Source organism: Streptomyces sp. CC53 (assembly GCF_001865245.1).
Classification (GTDB): domain Bacteria; phylum Actinomycetota; class Actinomycetes; order Streptomycetales; family Streptomycetaceae; genus Streptomyces.
This window is the reverse complement of record NZ_MKXB01000194.1, coordinates 169,168-184,215: the sequence shown is the minus strand read 5'-3', so window position 1 is coordinate 184,215 and position 15,048 is coordinate 169,168. Positions and strand designations below refer to the sequence as shown.

The window sequence follows — 15,048 nt, the reverse complement described above, 5'->3', positions numbered from 1 at the left end:
GGTGCGTCACTGCTATGCCTCCGTGCGTTAGTTCTCGGCGACGTGGTGTCCCTCGCCGTTCTCGGCTCGCTGCTTGCGCAGGGTCTCGGTCATGGAGACGAACAGCGCGACTTTCTGGGGGTCGGTGATTCCCAGTTCTTCGGCTGCCGCCTCGGGGGTGAGTGGGTTGGTTCGTGGTGTTTGATAGCGGATGGCGAGTAGTACGTCGGGGGTGAGGATGCCGGCGGCGACCAGAACCTCGGCGAGCGGGACGTCGAGGGTCTTGGCGAGCGTTTCGAGGACGCGCGTCTCTGGGGCGCCTTGGCCGCGGAGCATGCGGCTTACGGACGACTGTGCGATGCCCGAGTCGGCGGCGAACCGTGTCTGTCCGCCGCCCCTAGGTCGTAGGTCGTAGCCGCGCCGTTCCAGTTGGCCTCTCAGCCATGTGGCGAAGTCTTCGGGCGTGGCCCGGTTGTTCCGCGGGGAGTTCGTTCGATCCATGAATGGAACATACCGCGCGCGAGGCATGGCTACCACATGATCGCTCAAAGCGGTCCGTAATCCACGCTTCTGTCATGGTTCACCCCCCCCCCGACCTGCGGCAACACCCTCGAACAGGTGAACGATTGTTGTTTGGCATATGCCGTCTGTCAACACGGTTCGAGGTCGACCCAACACGGATGCGTGAGGCCGAACAGCCTTCCATCGTGGTAACGTTCCATCCGTGGATAGAATTAGCCATCCACGGAAGGACGGTGCCGTCATGTACGACCGTGTCGCTTTGGTCACTGCCGCCCAAGCAGCAGGCGACCGCACTCCGTCAGACACGGCAAGAAGGTTGAAGGTTGCACGCAACACCGCGTGGCGCTTGTGGCATGGGCGCACCGCGCCAAGTGCCGCACTTGCCGCCGCGGTTGAAGAGCACTACGGGGTGACTGCCGGGCAACTGGTCAAGCGAGCCGCTGCATGAACAGCGAAGTCATCCCCCGCGAGCAGGCGTTCGCCAACGCCCGCAGAGTCCTCGATGCCGCCCGCGACCGCCGTGACCGCGACCGCGCTACCGGCCGCCTTGACCCCGAGGTCGAACTGATCTTGCGCCGCCTCGAACGGCAGAAGCGAGCCGAGCAGGCACCAGCCGTCGAGCACCGCGCCGCCGCCTGAAGCACGCGAGGGCCGCCCGGATGCGACCCGGACGGCCCTCGCTCCGACCGAACCTGAGAGGTACCGATCGTGAACACCACCGAGCGTACCGCCGGCCCCCGCGCAGCCCAGGCCATCGAGGGCGCCCTCGCCGCCCGTAAGCACCTCGCCCGCACGGGCGTACTGGCCCGGCAGCTCGACCAGATCGCCCCCGGAACGGCCCGTGTGCGGATCGTCCCCGTGCACACCGACCGCGACGGCGAGCAGCGCCTCGCTACGTGGGTCGCCCTCGACGACGCCCTCGGCAGCCCCATCAAGGCCGACCGCGCCGCCCACCGCGCCGCACTCGGCCTGCTGCGTCGGGCGTTCCCCGCCGCCGACTGGACCCGGCCGCACGTCTACGACGCCGCGGTCGGCGACCTCGCCCTCGACGAGCCGACCCTGCCCGAGGAGCTGCACCAGTGATCCGGCCCCAGCTCACCGCGGACGGCCTCGCCGTCCGTCTGCCGATCGCCGCGCGCGCCGAGAGCCTGCTCGACGACCTCGCCCTCGCTTACTTCGAGGACCCGGACACTCTCGGCGCCCTGCTCGCCGAGCACGGCGAGAACGTCGCCGCCCTCGGCCGCGCGATCCACGGGCGCGACGTGCCCGAGTACGAGCGCGCCATGCGCGCCGCCGCCGCCGACGGGAGCCGCGAAGCCCTGGCCGCCGAGGCGCCGACCGCCGACGACCTCGACGACCTACTCGGCCCCGACGACGCGATCGCCCTCGCCGGCCGAATCACCAAACTCGCCGCCCGCATACGCCACCGCACCGCCCCGGAAGGACCCGCCCACCCGTGACCGTGACCGCTCTTCCCCTGCCGCACCACCCGGCCGCACCGACACCCGCGGCGCCGGTCGCAACGCCCATCTACCAGCCGGCCCCGGCCGGAACCCCCGACACGATTCCGCGGGTGTTCGCCGCAATCGCCGCCGTCATGTGCGACGTGATGCCCGTAGCGAAGGACAAGGAGAACCAGCAGCAGCGGTACAAGTTCCGCGGAGTCGACGACGCCATGTCCGCTATGGCGGGCCCGATGCGCGCGCACGGCCTGTTCATCCTGCCCAGCATCGCCGCTCACCGCGCCGAACGCCGCGGAGAGAAGATGACCCACGTCAACATCACCATGCGTTACCACGTCTACGGGCCCGCGGGTGACTGCCTCACCGCCGAAGTTCCGGGCGAAGCTAGCGATTTCGCCGACAAGGCCACGAACAAAGCCCAGTCCGCCGCGCTCAAGTACCTGCTGTTCACCCTGTTCATGATCCCCGTGGACGGCCGCAGCATCGACGACGGCGACCGCGATCACCCCGTCGAGCCGACGGCCGAGCAGCGCGCCGAACACCGGCAGCGCCAGCAGCAGCGTGCGCAGCAGCGCCAGCAGCCGCGCCGCAGCAACCGCGCCGAGCCCGGCCCGTGGGAGCAGCCGCAACAGAAGCAGGTCGAGGAACTGTCGCCGCAGGCCCGGCAGTTGATAGCCGACGCGTGGGCGGCTCCCTCGCCCGAGGCATTCGCCGCGGTACGCGCACGCGCCGAGCAGTCCGGCGCCCCGATCGACTTCCTGGCACGCCTCGACCGGATCGACACACAGAAGCGCCAGCCCCAGCAGGGCGCCGGGCAGGACGAGCGGCCCCCGGCGCCGCCCACCCCGGTCAAGGACCCGGAGACGGCCGCAGAGGAGGCCGAGAACGCACTCAGGCTGGCCGCGAGCCGGGCCCACCTCGCCACCCTAGACGCCGATTTCGAGCGGGTTTACGGCCTACCGATTGAACGGGCTACCGCCGCTCAACTCGACCAGTTCCGCGCCAAGATCGAAGCCGCCGGGGGTGTCCAGTGACCGACGTCGCAAAGAAGGTCGAGGCGCCCGACCCTGCGTACCTCGCCGCCGTACTGCGCCGCCGTCAAGCCATGCGGGCCCGCCTCGACCAGGCCGAAGCGCTGTATGAGGACGTCAACCGCGAAGCCGCCAAGCTGCTCGACCAGCAGTACAGGGCGACCCGCAGCACCAAGACCGACGTGACCCTCACCGACGACACCAAGTTCGCCACCGTGACCCGCGTCGGGGGCGAGGCCGAGGCCCAGGTGACCGACCGCGAAGTGTTCGCCGCGTGGGTACGCGACCACTACCCCGACCACTGGGACTACCGGATCATCCCGGCCCGGACCGAGGCCGTTGTCGATCAGACGTTCACAGCGAACGTTCTCGCCGCCGTGGACGCGGCCGGAGTGCCGCAATTCGCGGACCCCCAGTCAGGCGAGGTGCATGACGTGCCAGGGGTAATGATCAAGCCCACGCGCAGCCGGTACTACCGGTGGACGTTCACCCGCGAGTCGAAGCGCCAGCCGCTCGACGGCCGCACCCTGGTCGTCGACGCCATCAAGGCCGGCGCCCTCAACCTCGACGGGCCCCTCGCCCTCGGCACAGCAGCCACGGAGCCCGAGCAGTGACCCGGGCGACCGCCGCAGGCTTGGCCGCCCTGCGCCGACGCCTCGACGAGCCACCGCCCGAAAGTGTGCCCGGTCAACTCGCCGTGGACCTCGCCAGCACAGACGAGCGGCCGAAGGTGTGCGACTACGGCAACCCCAGGTGCGGAGCCGTGCCCGTCCGGTTCTACCCGAACGGCTGGAAGTGCGACGCCCACCAGCCGTCCCGCACCAGCCGCCGCCCGGCCCCCTGACCGGGCCCGGGGCGAGGAGACGACCGCGTCCTCGCCCCGGGCCCCAAGTACCGAACCAGGAGCGACCCCCGTGACCCTCGACGCCATGGATTGGGTGTGGAGCCACGCGAAATCCCGTGGAAACGCCCGCATAGTCTTGCTCGCCATCGCCGACGCCGTCACCGGCCCCGAGGCCACCGCCCGCATGGGTACGGCCGAGGTGATGCGCCGACTTGCCGCGTCGCGCTCGACTGCGCGGGCCGCCGTCGACGCCGCCCTCGCCAGTGGCGAACTGGTCGAGGAGGAGCCCGCCAAGGGCAGCCGCGCGACCCTCTACAAGCTCCCCGGGGCCGTTGGCTACCTCCGAGCCCACCGCGCTACCGGGCCGACATCCGGCCCCAGAGCCGAGACGTCCCCCGGGCCGGAATCCGGCCCCCTCCCCGCTACCGGGCCGAATCCCGGCCCCCTTACCGGGCCGAAGTCCGGTCCCCTCGCCGACACCCTCGACTCCCGATACGGGGCCGAGGTTGAGCCCCCTACCGGGCCGAATCTCGGCCCCCATCACTCACCCATAGAGGGAGTGATTGATGGAGTGAGGGAGCACGGGCGCGAGGTTGCAGTGATTCCGGAGTTCGCCCGTCCCATCGTCGACCGGATCAGCGCCGCCGGCATCTACCCCGCGTGGACGCTCGCCCCGGCCGAGTGGGTCATCGTGCACGCACTGATCAAGCGATCCGGTGACGACATGCTCGCCGCCGCCGCCGTGCAGGCCGCCCAGCGGGCCCGGAACGGCGTCGCCCACGCCCGCTACTTCCTCCGGGCGTGGCAGGCCCTACCGCCCGCGCCGGCGGCCGGCACCGTGCCGGCCGCCGCCCCGGCCCGGCCCGCCTCGAACGTGATTCCCCTCGACCGTGCCCAGCCCCGCGGACGCGTCGCCCAGTCCGCCGACTACCTCGCCGAAGCCCTCGCCGCCATGGAGGCCCAGCAGTGACCCCCCGCGAAGTCGCCGCCCTGATCGCCTACGTTGTACGCCTCGACCCCCGCCTCGCCCTCGACGACCAGGCCGCCGCCGCCGAACGCCTCGCCCAGTGGTGCGACCTGCTCGACGACGTGCCCGCCACCGCGCACGGGTGGGACGCCGCCCGCGTCGCCCGCGACTACATCGCCCGCAACCCGTACCACATCCAACCGTCGGACATCTCCCGACCGTGGCACACCCACAAGGCCGACGTGATGAGCCGGCACGTGGGCACGTTCGAGCCCACCGCGCACCCGGAGATCAACCCCGACGACGAGACCGGCGACGCCTATGTCGCCGCACTGCGCGCCGAGCGCCAGGCCGTCGCCGCGGGCCACATCGCGCCCGTTACGCACCGGGCCATCACCGCGGGTCCGCCCGCCGCCGAGGTCGAGCGCCGCCTCGCCGCCCTCGGCGAGTACATGCCCCGCAGCGTCAAGCAGGTGCTCGCCGAGTACCGACCGCGTCGGACCGAACGCGAGCGCGCCGCCGTCGAGGGCCGCCCCGACGCCCTCGACGTGCCGTGCGCATACGAGCACTGCCTCGCCCCCGTCGGCAAGCCGTGCCGCAACGCCCACCGCCAGGAGCGTGCCAAGCCCCACCCGACCCGCCTCGACCACGCCGCCGCCCACTACGCCCGCCGTCAGAAGCAGGAGACAGCAGCATGAGCCCGACCCCGAAACAGGCCCGCACTCACCGACGCAAGGCCGCGACCGGCGACCGAACAAAGAACGTCACGTCGTGGCGCGTCGAGGCCAGTTGGGACCACCGTCCCGACGCACCGGTCGTCATCCGGACTTCCGACAAGAGGCAGGCCCGACGCAAGGTGACCGAACTCGCCGACAAGGGCGCTTACGTGATCTTTCAGGAACACGAGGGGTGGGACCGGTGGCGCACCGTGCGCGAGGTCGACGGGGCCGCACTGCTCGCCGAGCGCGCCGCCGAGCAGCAGCTCGCCACCGCCGGACACCCGCTGCCCCCTCCCACGTACCGGCCGGAAGCCGACGACCGACACCGCACATGGCTCGCGTGGATGAGCACCCGCGCCGAGGCCGACCACCGCGCCGCAGAGCAGGCCGCCCGCGAGCAGGCCGAGGCCGGCGCCCGCCGTCGGCGCCTTGCCGCCGAGGCCGCCCGCGACGCCCGTGCCCTCATGTCACCGCCCACGATCGTCCGGCCCGAGAATCGGCAGCGCGCCCGGCACATCAGCGGGGCGCAGCGATGACCCCGGCCGCCCTCGCCGTGGTACGGGCCGCTGTTGAGGACGCCCAGCGCGACCACGTCAACCATCCGGCCGCCGTTGTCGACCGGATCGCCAAGGAGCTACGCCACTACGGGTGGACACTCGCTCCGCTCGAACAGCCCGAGCCGCACGCAGCCTGACGCCGCAGCACACGGGGGCGACACCGATCGAACAAGGGTCGCCCCCGCGCGGTATCTTCCATCTATGGATGGTTCAAGCCATCCCAGGAAGCACATCCAGTCGCCGACCACATCCCGCGGAGGTACGTCCATGAGCAGGCCCACAGCCGCCGAGCGCTTCGCCGCCAAGACGACCCCCGGGGCCATCCCCAGTAGCCCCAACGCCCCTGCCACCCCATGCCTGTTGTGGCCCGAGGGAAGCCTCGACCGCGACGGCTACGGCCGCTTCTGGACCGACGGCCGAGTCGTCCCCGCCCACCGCTGGTCGTACGAGCGAACCCGCGGCCCCATACCCACCGGCCTCGAACTCGACCACCTGTGCACCGTCCGCCGATGCGTCGCCGACGACCACCTCGAACCCGTCGACCACCGAACCAACGTGCTCCGCTCGACCAGCCCCTCGGCCGTCAACGCCCGCCGCACCACGTGCACAAACGGCCACGACCTCACCGACCCCACGAACGTCCACGTCAGCTACCCCCCATCACACCCGCACGGAATGCGTAAGTGCCGCGCGTGCGCCCGCACCCGCGAGCGCACCCGCCGTGCCCGCGAGCACCAGCTCGCCACCGTCACCACCCTTCCCACCCACATCACGCCCGAGAGGACCGCCGCGTAATGGCCGGAGAGACCCCGATCACCCTGATTGGCAACGTCGTTGCCAACCCCGAGCTGCGATTCACCCCGTCAGGTGCCGCCGTCGCCAACTTCCGCGTAGCCAGCACCCCGCGCACGTTCGACCGCACCACGAACGAATGGAAGGACGGAGACCCCCTGTTTCTGTCCGTCAGCGTGTGGCGCCAGCAGGCCGAGAACGTCGCCGAATCCATCCGCCGCGGCGACCGCGTGATCGTTGTCGGCCGCCTCGGACAGCGCCAGTACGAGAAGGACGGCGAGCGGAAGTCTTCTTACGAAATCCAGGCCGACGACGTTGCGCCGTCCCTCCTCCGTGCAACCGCCCAGATCGCCAAGAACGGCCAGCAGAAAGCCCAGCAGCAGCCCGCCCAGGGATACGCCCAGCAGCCCTACGGCGCCCCCCAGGGCGACCCGTGGACATCGCAGCCACCCCACCAGGGATACACCGCCGAGCCCCCGTTCTAAGCCCTCGCCGCGACCGGACGCGCGCCCGCTCACGCGCGGGCGCGCACGCGACCATCCCTCGCTACCGACACAGGAGCGCCCCACCATGGCCCGTGCCCGCACCCGCACCGCCGTCGCCTCACTCGACACGCACTGCCTGATCGTCGCTGTCCCGAAGCAGGGTCCCGCGGAGGTGTCAAGCAACCTCCCCCGCCCAGTCGCCGCGTCCGCCCTGCGCCAGCTCGCCAACGCCCTCGACACCGACCGCCGGCCCCCGGCCCCGCTCGACCCGTCCAACGTCCGCGCCGCCCTCGACTTCACCAGCCACGAGCCCGATCAGGTACTCGCCGCACTCCGCGACGTCCTGCTCGACACCAAGCCGCCCCGCAACCCCGAGCAGGCCCTCGCCGCCGCCCGCATCATCCTCGCCGCGCACGCCCACCAGCTCGCCGCCCTGGTCGAGGCCGACCTCGCCGAAGCCCGAAGCCGATGGGGACTCACCCGCTCAAGCCGCGGCCTACTCACCGGCTACGACAACGCCCGCCGCGCCCTGCACACCTATGCCGATCGCCTCGCCGCCGAGCAGGCCCTCGCTGAATCCGCAGCCAACGAGCGGGCCGAACCGTGACCCGCCCACGCCCCACACAGACACCCCAACAACGACGCCCAGGAGCAGCACCATGAGCCCCCGCCCCCAGCAACGCGCCCCCAAGGGCCACACCCGCGACCGCACCGACCGGCGCGCCGTCGTCGACGTCCTGCTCGCCAGGGCGCAGCGGGGCGCGCTCACCACCGCCGAGGGCGCCCTACTCACCGAGCACGTACGCGAAGAACAGCGCCTCGCCGACGCAACGCGTCGCGCCATGGCCGGCACCACGCGCGCCCTCGCCCGACACCGCGAGGCCGCCGACGCAGCGATCATCGAAGCCGAGCAGCGGGCCGAGGCCGCCGAGCAGCACCTCGCACCCGTCGAGGCGGCCCTCGCCGAGACCCGTCGCCGCCACCACGCAGCGTGCCAACGCGTCGACCAGTTGCTCGCCATCCTCGCCCGCGTCCGCGACGCCCATTCCCTCGGCGACGCCCTCGCCGCGGTCGCCGAGCATGACGGACTGCCTCCGGCCGCCGCCCGCGTGCACGCCCGCATCCTCGACCGCGCCAACTCGGCCGAGGCCCGCCTCGCCGAGCAGAAGCGCGACCACGACATCGCCCTCGCCACCGCCATGGAGCGAGCCCGCCACCTCGGCGTCACCATGCAACGCACCGCCGACCACCACCGCGACCGCGTCAAGGCCGCCGAGCAGCGCCTCGCCGCCGTCCGGGACGCGCTACCCGACGAGCCCCGGCCCCGCCTCGGCCTCCCGAACGACCTCGCGTACGCGCACGGCCGGCACGACCTCGCCGACGCCGTACGCGACGCCCTCGACCGGGCGCAGCTATGACCACCCCGCCGAACGTTGACCCCAAGCAGGTGCGCGCCGCCGCCGAGCAGGTGCACGCCGCGCTCCGGGCGTGGGCCGAGGCCGTCGCCCCCGCCGTTCGCGCCCTCGCCGAGCAGTTCGCCCGCCTCGCCGAGCAGCTACGCGAGGCTCGCGTCGTCAACGACCAGGGCCGCCCCGCCCGCCCCGCATGGCAGAGCCCCTACGGGCCGCCGCCTCGCCGCCGCCAGCACTGAGCACCAGGAGCAGCACGACATGACGATCACCCCCGGCCAGCAGGCCGCCGACGACCTCGCCGCCGTCCGCGAGCAGTGGGGCGACCTGCTCGCCGCTATCGCAGAGCCCCCGAGCCGCGCCGACTGGATGCCGTACGAGCGCCGCGGATTCCTCGACCAGCTCGCCGCCGACGACCGAGAAGGCGACGAGCAGGCCCTCGCTGAGGCCGCCGTCGGCCGTCTGCCGCTCATACTCCGCGAGCACCCCGCGCCCGCGAACCTGCGGGCCCTCGACGCCGCCCTCGACATCGAGCGCGAGGTGTTCGATATGTGCGACACCGTTGCCGAACGCGTCCAGCGCCCCAGCCGCGACGCGCACGGCCGATGGACACTCGGCAACGACCCGAGCGACCCGCGTCTGTGGCACGTCCCCACGTACCGCGACGCGGGCCCGACGACGCTCACCTCGACCGGGTCGCGCGTGTTCGGCCTGCACTGGGCCGCCGTATGGCTGGAGGGCCGCGCCCTCGACGACGACCCGGCCGACCGCGCCCTGTTCGCCCCCACCCCGGCACCTCTGGTCGACCAGATTGCCAACGTTGCCCGCACCGCGCGCCGCCAGGTCGAGTGCGCCCTCGGCCGCGAGGCGAGGACGATCACGCTCGTTGATGCGTGCCCGTTCTGCAAGGCCGGCCGGATCGTCGTGCACAACGGCGGGGGCGACCTGCGGCGGGCCGTGGCGACCTGCTCAACCGGCCCCGGATGCCCGGCCCCCGTCGACACGGAGCGAGGCCGTCGCGCGTGGCGTGGCCCCGCCCTGGTTGGCCTGCTCGCCGCGTTGGACCCCGGGCGTACAGTCCCGGCCGCGTAGCCAGAGTTCCGACGGCCGTCCCGGCACGGCGCAGGGGCCGGCCGCCGAGGTCGGATGCAATTATTACTGCAACCACTGTTGCAATCGCTCCAGTAATGGCTATAGTTGGAACTCCTGACGGGCCCTCACCCCGACAGGCCGCCGGCCCTCACCCGGCGCACACCACAACAAAGGGAGCGACCCCCATGACCAAGACCAACCAGCCCCGTTTCGTCGTCCGCGCTCAGCGCGTCAGGGGCGCGTACGTCATCAACACCCACACCGGCGAGACCTACACCGGTCTCACCTTCGTGGGCGCGCGGCAGCTCGCCGACTACCTCAACCGCACCCGCGGCTAACCACCCCGGGGGCCCGCCCGCCGCGGGCGGGCCCCGCCGGCCCTCACCCGGCACCCAACAACGACACAGGAGCGACACTGTGGCAACCGTCATCCCCGGCGCCCTCGCCGACCACCTGACCACCGAACCCCCGCTCGACCTCGACACCCGCGCCGCCCTCGCCGCCGCCCGCCGTGGCCGCGGCCGGACCCTGGTCATCGAGCCGAAGAACGTCACCCCCTTGCACGTCATCAGCCGCCGCGCCGAGTCCCTGCTCGGCAACACCTACGCCACCGACGCGCAGAAGCGCGCCGCCCGCAGATGGCTTGCCGCCGCCGGCCGCGCCCCGCAGATCGTCACCACCCGCCACACCTCCACCCGAGAGGCATACGACGTAGCCATGAGCAGCGACACGGTTCGGAACGGCGACGTTCTGGTCGTCGAGCCCGAGGCCGCCGTCGCGTTCCTGTGGAAGTCGCACCCCGTCGCCGTCACCACCGCACATGGCGAGTTCCACCGCGCCGAGGGCGACCCCCGCACGGTCGACGCCAGCACTGGCCCGGCCGTCCGCGCCGCCGTCGACGCCGCATACGCCATTGACGCCCCCCTCGCCGCCGCCCAGCAGGCCCCGGCCCCGGCCCGCGACGAGCCGTCCGACTGGTGGACCATCACGGACCCCGCCACCGACGAAGAGGTCGCCCGCGTCTACGGCGAGACGTACCAGGAGATGACCCCGCGCGCCGAGGCCCTGCCCGAGGTGCGCGCCGTCATCCGCAAGCACAAGGGCTTTAGCCGCCGCCGCCTGTACATGTCCGAACTGACACCCGCGCAGCGCGCCGAGCAGGTCAAAGCCGCCGCCGTGCAGGCCGCGCCCGCGCCAACGAACGCGTGCGAGCAGGGCGCCGCCGACCTACTCACCGACCGCGTTGACGACGCTGTCAAGGACGCTGAACCCGTCGAGGCCGCCGTCGAGAACGCTGAAGCCCTGTACGCCGTCGCCCTGGTCACCGAGGTTGAGGCCACCGAGGGCACATGGCGGGGCGCGTGGATCGGTGAGCAGCCGACCGCCGACGCCCTGTTCCCACTCGACGGCATGTCCGAACAAGGCGCCCTGTTCACCCCCAATGCCGCCGCGCCAGTACCGGCCGTCCGCGAGCCGATCGTCGTCCGTGCGAGCTTCCACCCTGCCGACCTCGCCCGGATCAAGGCGAAGGCCGAGGCCGACCGCGCCGCGTACCGCGCTGAGACCGACGATCAGATTGCCGCGGAGTGCGCCGCCCATGGCGTGGCCCCGCCGCAGGGCGTGGCGAACCGGATCGCCGCCCGCACTGCCGGGCAGGCCCCCACCCGCCGCGTGATCGAGGGCGTCATCGTCCAGCACGCCGGCACCGCCAAGGGCAGCACCCCGAGCAACGCCTCACACCCCGACGTCGTCGCCGCCCGCGCCGCCCTCGATGGCCTCGCCGTCGCCACCATGACCGACCACCACGACGTGACCGCGCCGACCGAAGACGAGCAGCACATACGCGGGTACCTGATCGACCCGCGCACGCACGGCCGCATTGCCGTCTACTGGCTCGAAGGTGGCCGCACCGTCCGCCGCGACCAGATGCCGCACGGGCCCGCCCTCGACTGCCTCGCCGACCGGTTGCAGCGCCGCGGGTGGACCGTCGAGAAGATGCTCAGGTCGCCCGCGTGCGTGTTCGCGCATCGCCCATCGACCGAGTGACCACCGCCCCGCCGGCCCGCCCTCGCCCCGGGGGCGGGCCCCGCCCTCAACCGGCAGGAGAGCCCAGAATGAGCAACGAGCAGAGGTCCCACGAGGACGACCAGGGCGTTGAGTCCGCCGTCGTCGAACGTCGGAGTCCGTTCGAGCGGATCGCCGAGGACCTGAACCGGCGGGACGCACCGCCGGCTAACGGTCCGGCCTCCGCCCTGGTGACCGAGATGTGCATGCTGCTCGGACGGTACGAGCGCGAGACCGCCGCCCGTGCGGTTCAAGGTGACGCCAAGCCCTACGACGTCGACCCGTACTCAGACATTCTTGATCTTGCCGTGCAGTTCGAGCACGCCCGCGAGAACGAAGATCCCACCGTGCTCGAACGTTTTCTCGACGACCTCGCCGGCGACCTCGACCTCGCCGACGTTCGCTCACTGCGCATGGCAGCCGTTGCCGCCGCCGAGGCAATGGGCCGCATTGCCCTCGCCGCCCGAGAGAAGGGGATGAGCCCCGACCGGATCGCCGCTGAGTCCGGTTACACCGCAAGCCGGATCGCTCAGTTCATCCGCGAGGAGAAGCAGCGCCGCGGCGACAGCGCCAAGTGAGCCCACACACAGCGGGCCCGCCCGGTTCCTCACAAACCGTATGGGCGGGCCCTGACCACCGAACAGGAGCGACCCCAACCGATGGCTACCGAGAAGCGTACCCACCAGAAGCCCACCCCGCCCCAGCCGGGCACCCGGCCCTCTGTCCGCATCGACGACCAGCTCGCCGCCGACCTCGCCGTCATCATGCGCACCGACGTCAACCTGTCCGACGCCGTGCGACGCGCCGTCCGACAGCTCGCCGACATGTACCGAACCGCGTGGGCCGAGGGCGTCGTCCCCGTTGGCACGGCGCCTACTCTGCTCGCCTACCAGCTCGAACAGGACCCGGCCATGTTGTCGCCCCGCCCGACGCCCGGGCCGACCCCGACCAGCGCGTATGACGCCCGTCGGACACCCGCGACGCCGCCCGTCGGACGCCCGACCGCGTCCGTCGCGCCCCCGTCGGCACCGGCCCCCGGCCGCAGTCCCCAGGTGCGACGCTCCGGGCCCTTCCCGGGCGTCCCCGTCCACCGGCCGTAGCACGCGACACCCCCGCCGTCGGACACCAACCGACCGGTCGCGCCCCTGGCTGCGCGCGGGAGGTACACCCCGCCAGCGATCACACTTGCGCCGTTATCGATCTGTGACCTAAAGTGGGGGCCGTCTCCGGTGTGCCCGGAAACGGACACCGCAAGCAGACCGAACGCCCCGCCCGCCTCCCCTCGGCCGGCGGGGCGTTGCGCATGCCCGCGAGGAGGTGACCGCCGATGGCACGCCCCATCACAGACTCCGACCGCTGCCAGGTGCGCGAGTTGCACGCCGCGGGCAAGTCCCGCAACGAGATCGCCCGCACGCTGAAACGTTCCCCCTCGACCGTGTCGAAGATCGCCGGATCGTTTGACCCGCCCCTGTCCTTCGACCGCGCCGAGCAGGTCGAGGCCGCCACGCGCACCCGAAGCGCCGACCTCGCCGCCCGCCGCGCCGCCCTCGCCCTCGACCTACAGGCCGACGCTGAGCGGCTGAGGGCGCAGCTTTGGGCCCCCACCGTGCACGGCGAGTTCGCCGGCCGCGAGGGTGAATGGCACGAGACCCACCTACCCCAACCGCGGTTCGGCGACCAACGGGCGATCATCGCGTCCGTACAGACCGCCGTCGGCACCTCGCTACGCCTCGCCCCAGCAGAAGGCGGAGAGGACGCCGCACAGGTGCGCAGCATGCTCGGCGCACTTGGCGAGGCACTGGTCGAGGCCGCTCACGACGACCGGGCCCACGACGACGGGGGCGACGCCGGGGGGTGAGCCGCGTTGCTCGACCTCGACCGTCTGCCCCTGTCCCGTAAACAACTCCTGTCGATCGGGCAGGCAACCGCCCGTATCAACCTGTGGCACGGCAGCGTCCGCAGCGGGAAGACGATTGCAAGCTTGCTCGCGTTCGTGATCGCCGTCGCCACGGCCGGGCCGTCCGGCCTGATCATCGTGGTTGGGCGCAGCTTGCAAACGATTGAGAGAAACGTTCTTGAACCCCTTCAAGATCGCTCCCTGTTCGGCCCCCTCGCGCGGCACATCGTGCACACCCGCGGGGCGACCACGGCAACGATCCTGGGGCGTACGGTCCACCTGATCGGCGCCGCGGACGCCCGCGCCGAGGGCCGGCTACGTGGCCTTACCGCGCAGCTCGCCTACGTCGACGAGGCAACCCTGTTGCCCGAAGCGTTTTGGACCCAGCTACTCGCCAGGCTGAGCGTCCCGGGCGCCCGCCTGTACGCCACGACGAACCCCGACTCGCCGCGCCACTGGTTGAAGGTCGGATACCTCGACCGTATCGGCGAGTTGGACATGAGGGCGTGGCACTTCCGCCTAGCCGATAACCCCAGCCTGTCGGCCGAGTACATCGCATCGCTCGCCGCGGAGTACACCGGCCTGTGGCGCCGGCGCATGATCGACGGCGCATGGGTCGTCGCCGAGGGCGCCATCTACAGCGAGTGGGACGAGGACCGGCACGCCGTCGACGAGTTGCCCGCCATGCGGCGCCACTGGTTGGGCATCGACTACGGCACCACCAACCCGTTCAGCGCCGTTCTGCTCGGCCTCGGCGACGACGACCGGCTGTACGCCGTCGCTGAGTGGCGATTCGACTCGCGCGCCGCCCACCGCGCCATGACCGACGCCCAGTACAGCGCCGCCGTCCGGGCGTGGCTCGCCGAGCAGGACGTCGAGCCCGAGTGGACGTTCGTCGACCCCTCGGCCAAGTCGTTCAGCACCCAGCTTTGGCAGGACGGGCACCCGGGCGTCGCCCGCGCCGACAACACGGTCGCCGACGGCATCCGATCCGTGGCCGCCCTGCTCGCCGCCGGCCGCCTGTACGTGCACCGGTCATGCGACGGCCTGCTCGGCGAACTACCCGGCTACTCATGGGACCCCAAGGCCACCGAACGGGGCGAGGACGCCCCATTGAAGATCAACGACCACAGCGTCGACGCGTTGCGCTACGCCATCCACTCAACCGCGCACGAGTGGCGCCACCTGCTCACCGCGCGCCCGCCCGACCCCTCGACCAGGAGGTGA

General features: G+C 72.0%; 23 protein-coding genes. 22 read left to right on the top strand and 1 reads right to left on the bottom strand.

The annotated features are described in order from the left end of the window. Nucleotides 1-27: 27 nt before the first annotated feature. On the bottom strand, nucleotides 28-480 hold the full coding sequence (locus BJP40_RS25745) for a helix-turn-helix domain-containing protein (RefSeq protein WP_071282761.1): 453 nt from the start codon (nucleotides 478-480) through the stop codon (nucleotides 28-30). Nucleotides 481-945: 465 nt separating this feature from the next. On the opposite strand from BJP40_RS25745, the gene BJP40_RS33300 reads away from it, so the two are divergent. The 22 genes from BJP40_RS33300 (at nucleotide 946) to BJP40_RS25645 (ending at nucleotide 15,048) form a co-directional block, all read left to right on the top strand. After that, nucleotides 946-1,140 carry a hypothetical protein gene (locus tag BJP40_RS33300; RefSeq protein ID WP_071282759.1) on the top strand — a complete coding sequence of 65 codons (195 nt, stop codon included), beginning with the start codon at nucleotides 946-948 and terminating at the stop codon, nucleotides 1,138-1,140. Between the two features lie 69 nt (nucleotides 1,141-1,209). Then, the gene (locus BJP40_RS25735; protein ID WP_071282757.1) at nucleotides 1,210-1,584 is read left to right on the top strand and encodes a hypothetical protein; all 375 of its coding nucleotides are present in this window, start codon (nucleotides 1,210-1,212) and stop codon (nucleotides 1,582-1,584) included. Then, the gene (locus BJP40_RS25730) at nucleotides 1,581-1,961 is read left to right on the top strand and encodes a hypothetical protein (protein ID WP_071282756.1); all 381 of its coding nucleotides are present in this window, start codon (nucleotides 1,581-1,583) and stop codon (nucleotides 1,959-1,961) included. Before BJP40_RS25735 ends, BJP40_RS25730 begins: the two co-directional genes overlap by 4 nt. After that, nucleotides 1,958-2,998, top strand: coding sequence for an ERF family protein (locus BJP40_RS25725; RefSeq protein ID WP_071282754.1), 1,041 nt, complete (start codon nucleotides 1,958-1,960; stop codon nucleotides 2,996-2,998). Before BJP40_RS25730 ends, BJP40_RS25725 begins: the two co-directional genes overlap by 4 nt. Then, nucleotides 2,995-3,609, top strand: a complete 615-nt coding sequence (locus BJP40_RS25720; protein ID WP_071282752.1) for a hypothetical protein — start codon at nucleotides 2,995-2,997, stop codon at nucleotides 3,607-3,609. The genes BJP40_RS25725 and BJP40_RS25720 overlap by 4 nt, the downstream gene beginning before the upstream one ends. Further along, a complete protein-coding gene (locus BJP40_RS25715; protein WP_071282750.1) occupies nucleotides 3,606-3,839 on the top strand; it encodes an aromatic ring-opening dioxygenase LigA in 234 nt (77 codons plus the stop codon). Before BJP40_RS25720 ends, BJP40_RS25715 begins: the two co-directional genes overlap by 4 nt. 70 nt (nucleotides 3,840-3,909) lie before the next feature. After that, nucleotides 3,910-4,809 carry a hypothetical protein gene (locus tag BJP40_RS36130; RefSeq protein ID WP_071282749.1) on the top strand — a complete coding sequence of 300 codons (900 nt, stop codon included), beginning with the start codon at nucleotides 3,910-3,912 and terminating at the stop codon, nucleotides 4,807-4,809. Further along, entirely contained in the window at nucleotides 4,806-5,504 is a 699-nt protein-coding gene (locus BJP40_RS25705; protein WP_071282747.1) for a hypothetical protein, read from the top strand. Before BJP40_RS36130 ends, BJP40_RS25705 begins: the two co-directional genes overlap by 4 nt. Next, nucleotides 5,501-6,061 (top strand): hypothetical protein, encoded by a 561-nt coding sequence (locus BJP40_RS25700; protein WP_071282745.1) that lies wholly within the window; start codon nucleotides 5,501-5,503, stop codon nucleotides 6,059-6,061. The genes BJP40_RS25705 and BJP40_RS25700 overlap by 4 nt, the downstream gene beginning before the upstream one ends. Then, nucleotides 6,058-6,219 carry a hypothetical protein gene (locus BJP40_RS34620; RefSeq protein WP_177204484.1) on the top strand — a complete coding sequence of 54 codons (162 nt, stop codon included), beginning with the start codon at nucleotides 6,058-6,060 and terminating at the stop codon, nucleotides 6,217-6,219. Before BJP40_RS25700 ends, BJP40_RS34620 begins: the two co-directional genes overlap by 4 nt. A 130-nt stretch (nucleotides 6,220-6,349) precedes the next feature. After that, nucleotides 6,350-6,877, top strand: a complete 528-nt coding sequence (locus tag BJP40_RS25695) for an HNH endonuclease signature motif containing protein (RefSeq protein ID WP_071282744.1) — start codon at nucleotides 6,350-6,352, stop codon at nucleotides 6,875-6,877. Continuing rightward, nucleotides 6,877-7,359: a single-stranded DNA-binding protein gene (locus BJP40_RS25690; protein WP_071282742.1), complete on the top strand. Its 483-nt coding sequence runs from the start codon at nucleotides 6,877-6,879 to the stop codon at nucleotides 7,357-7,359. The genes BJP40_RS25695 and BJP40_RS25690 overlap by 1 nt, the downstream gene beginning before the upstream one ends. An 85-nt stretch (nucleotides 7,360-7,444) precedes the next feature. Beyond that, the gene (locus tag BJP40_RS25685) at nucleotides 7,445-7,966 is read left to right on the top strand and encodes a hypothetical protein (RefSeq protein WP_071282741.1); all 522 of its coding nucleotides are present in this window, start codon (nucleotides 7,445-7,447) and stop codon (nucleotides 7,964-7,966) included. Nucleotides 7,967-8,018: 52 nt separating this feature from the next. Then, nucleotides 8,019-8,777, top strand: a complete 759-nt coding sequence (locus BJP40_RS25680) for a hypothetical protein (RefSeq protein WP_071282739.1) — start codon at nucleotides 8,019-8,021, stop codon at nucleotides 8,775-8,777. Continuing rightward, a complete protein-coding gene (locus BJP40_RS25675; protein ID WP_071282737.1) occupies nucleotides 8,774-9,010 on the top strand; it encodes a hypothetical protein in 237 nt (78 codons plus the stop codon). The genes BJP40_RS25680 and BJP40_RS25675 overlap by 4 nt, the downstream gene beginning before the upstream one ends. A gap of 19 nt (nucleotides 9,011-9,029) precedes the next feature. Then, nucleotides 9,030-9,860: a hypothetical protein gene (locus tag BJP40_RS25670; RefSeq protein ID WP_071282735.1), complete on the top strand. Its 831-nt coding sequence runs from the start codon at nucleotides 9,030-9,032 to the stop codon at nucleotides 9,858-9,860. Between the two features lie 185 nt (nucleotides 9,861-10,045). Next, nucleotides 10,046-10,198, top strand: coding sequence for a hypothetical protein (locus BJP40_RS34615; protein ID WP_177204483.1), 153 nt, complete (start codon nucleotides 10,046-10,048; stop codon nucleotides 10,196-10,198). Nucleotides 10,199-10,277: 79 nt separating this feature from the next. Next, nucleotides 10,278-11,906 carry a hypothetical protein gene (locus BJP40_RS25665; protein ID WP_071282732.1) on the top strand — a complete coding sequence of 543 codons (1,629 nt, stop codon included), beginning with the start codon at nucleotides 10,278-10,280 and terminating at the stop codon, nucleotides 11,904-11,906. Between the two features lie 68 nt (nucleotides 11,907-11,974). Beyond that, a complete protein-coding gene (locus BJP40_RS25660; RefSeq protein WP_071282730.1) occupies nucleotides 11,975-12,502 on the top strand; it encodes a hypothetical protein in 528 nt (175 codons plus the stop codon). An 81-nt stretch (nucleotides 12,503-12,583) separates the two neighbouring features. Beyond that, a complete protein-coding gene (locus BJP40_RS33295) occupies nucleotides 12,584-13,024 on the top strand; it encodes a hypothetical protein (protein ID WP_071282728.1) in 441 nt (146 codons plus the stop codon). Between the two features lie 227 nt (nucleotides 13,025-13,251). Further along, a complete protein-coding gene (locus tag BJP40_RS25650) occupies nucleotides 13,252-13,782 on the top strand; it encodes a helix-turn-helix domain-containing protein (protein ID WP_071282726.1) in 531 nt (176 codons plus the stop codon). A 6-nt stretch (nucleotides 13,783-13,788) separates the two neighbouring features. After that, complete coding sequence (locus BJP40_RS25645; protein WP_071282724.1) at nucleotides 13,789-15,048, top strand: PBSX family phage terminase large subunit; 1,260 nt, start codon at nucleotides 13,789-13,791, stop codon at nucleotides 15,046-15,048.

Excerpts from the sequence above, each read along its gene's own strand:
- BJP40_RS25745 (WP_071282761.1), bottom strand. The coding sequence starts at position 480 with ATGGATCGAACGAACTCCCCGCGGAACAACCGGGCCACGCCCGAAGAC.
- BJP40_RS33300 (WP_071282759.1), top strand. The coding sequence starts at position 946 with ATGAACAGCGAAGTCATCCCCCGCGAGCAGGCGTTCGCCAACGCCCGC.
- BJP40_RS25700 (WP_071282745.1), top strand. The coding sequence starts at position 5,501 with ATGAGCCCGACCCCGAAACAGGCCCGCACTCACCGACGCAAGGCCGCG.
- BJP40_RS34620 (WP_177204484.1), top strand. The coding sequence starts at position 6,058 with ATGACCCCGGCCGCCCTCGCCGTGGTACGGGCCGCTGTTGAGGACGCC.
- BJP40_RS25695 (WP_071282744.1), top strand. The coding sequence starts at position 6,350 with ATGAGCAGGCCCACAGCCGCCGAGCGCTTCGCCGCCAAGACGACCCCC.
- BJP40_RS25690 (WP_071282742.1), top strand. The coding sequence starts at position 6,877 with ATGGCCGGAGAGACCCCGATCACCCTGATTGGCAACGTCGTTGCCAAC.
- BJP40_RS25685 (WP_071282741.1), top strand. The coding sequence starts at position 7,445 with ATGGCCCGTGCCCGCACCCGCACCGCCGTCGCCTCACTCGACACGCAC.
- BJP40_RS25680 (WP_071282739.1), top strand. The coding sequence starts at position 8,019 with ATGAGCCCCCGCCCCCAGCAACGCGCCCCCAAGGGCCACACCCGCGAC.
- BJP40_RS25675 (WP_071282737.1), top strand. The coding sequence starts at position 8,774 with ATGACCACCCCGCCGAACGTTGACCCCAAGCAGGTGCGCGCCGCCGCC.
- BJP40_RS25670 (WP_071282735.1), top strand. The coding sequence starts at position 9,030 with ATGACGATCACCCCCGGCCAGCAGGCCGCCGACGACCTCGCCGCCGTC.
- BJP40_RS34615 (WP_177204483.1), top strand. The coding sequence starts at position 10,046 with ATGACCAAGACCAACCAGCCCCGTTTCGTCGTCCGCGCTCAGCGCGTC.
- BJP40_RS25660 (WP_071282730.1), top strand. The coding sequence starts at position 11,975 with ATGAGCAACGAGCAGAGGTCCCACGAGGACGACCAGGGCGTTGAGTCC.
- BJP40_RS33295 (WP_071282728.1), top strand. The coding sequence starts at position 12,584 with ATGGCTACCGAGAAGCGTACCCACCAGAAGCCCACCCCGCCCCAGCCG.
- BJP40_RS25650 (WP_071282726.1), top strand. The coding sequence starts at position 13,252 with ATGGCACGCCCCATCACAGACTCCGACCGCTGCCAGGTGCGCGAGTTG.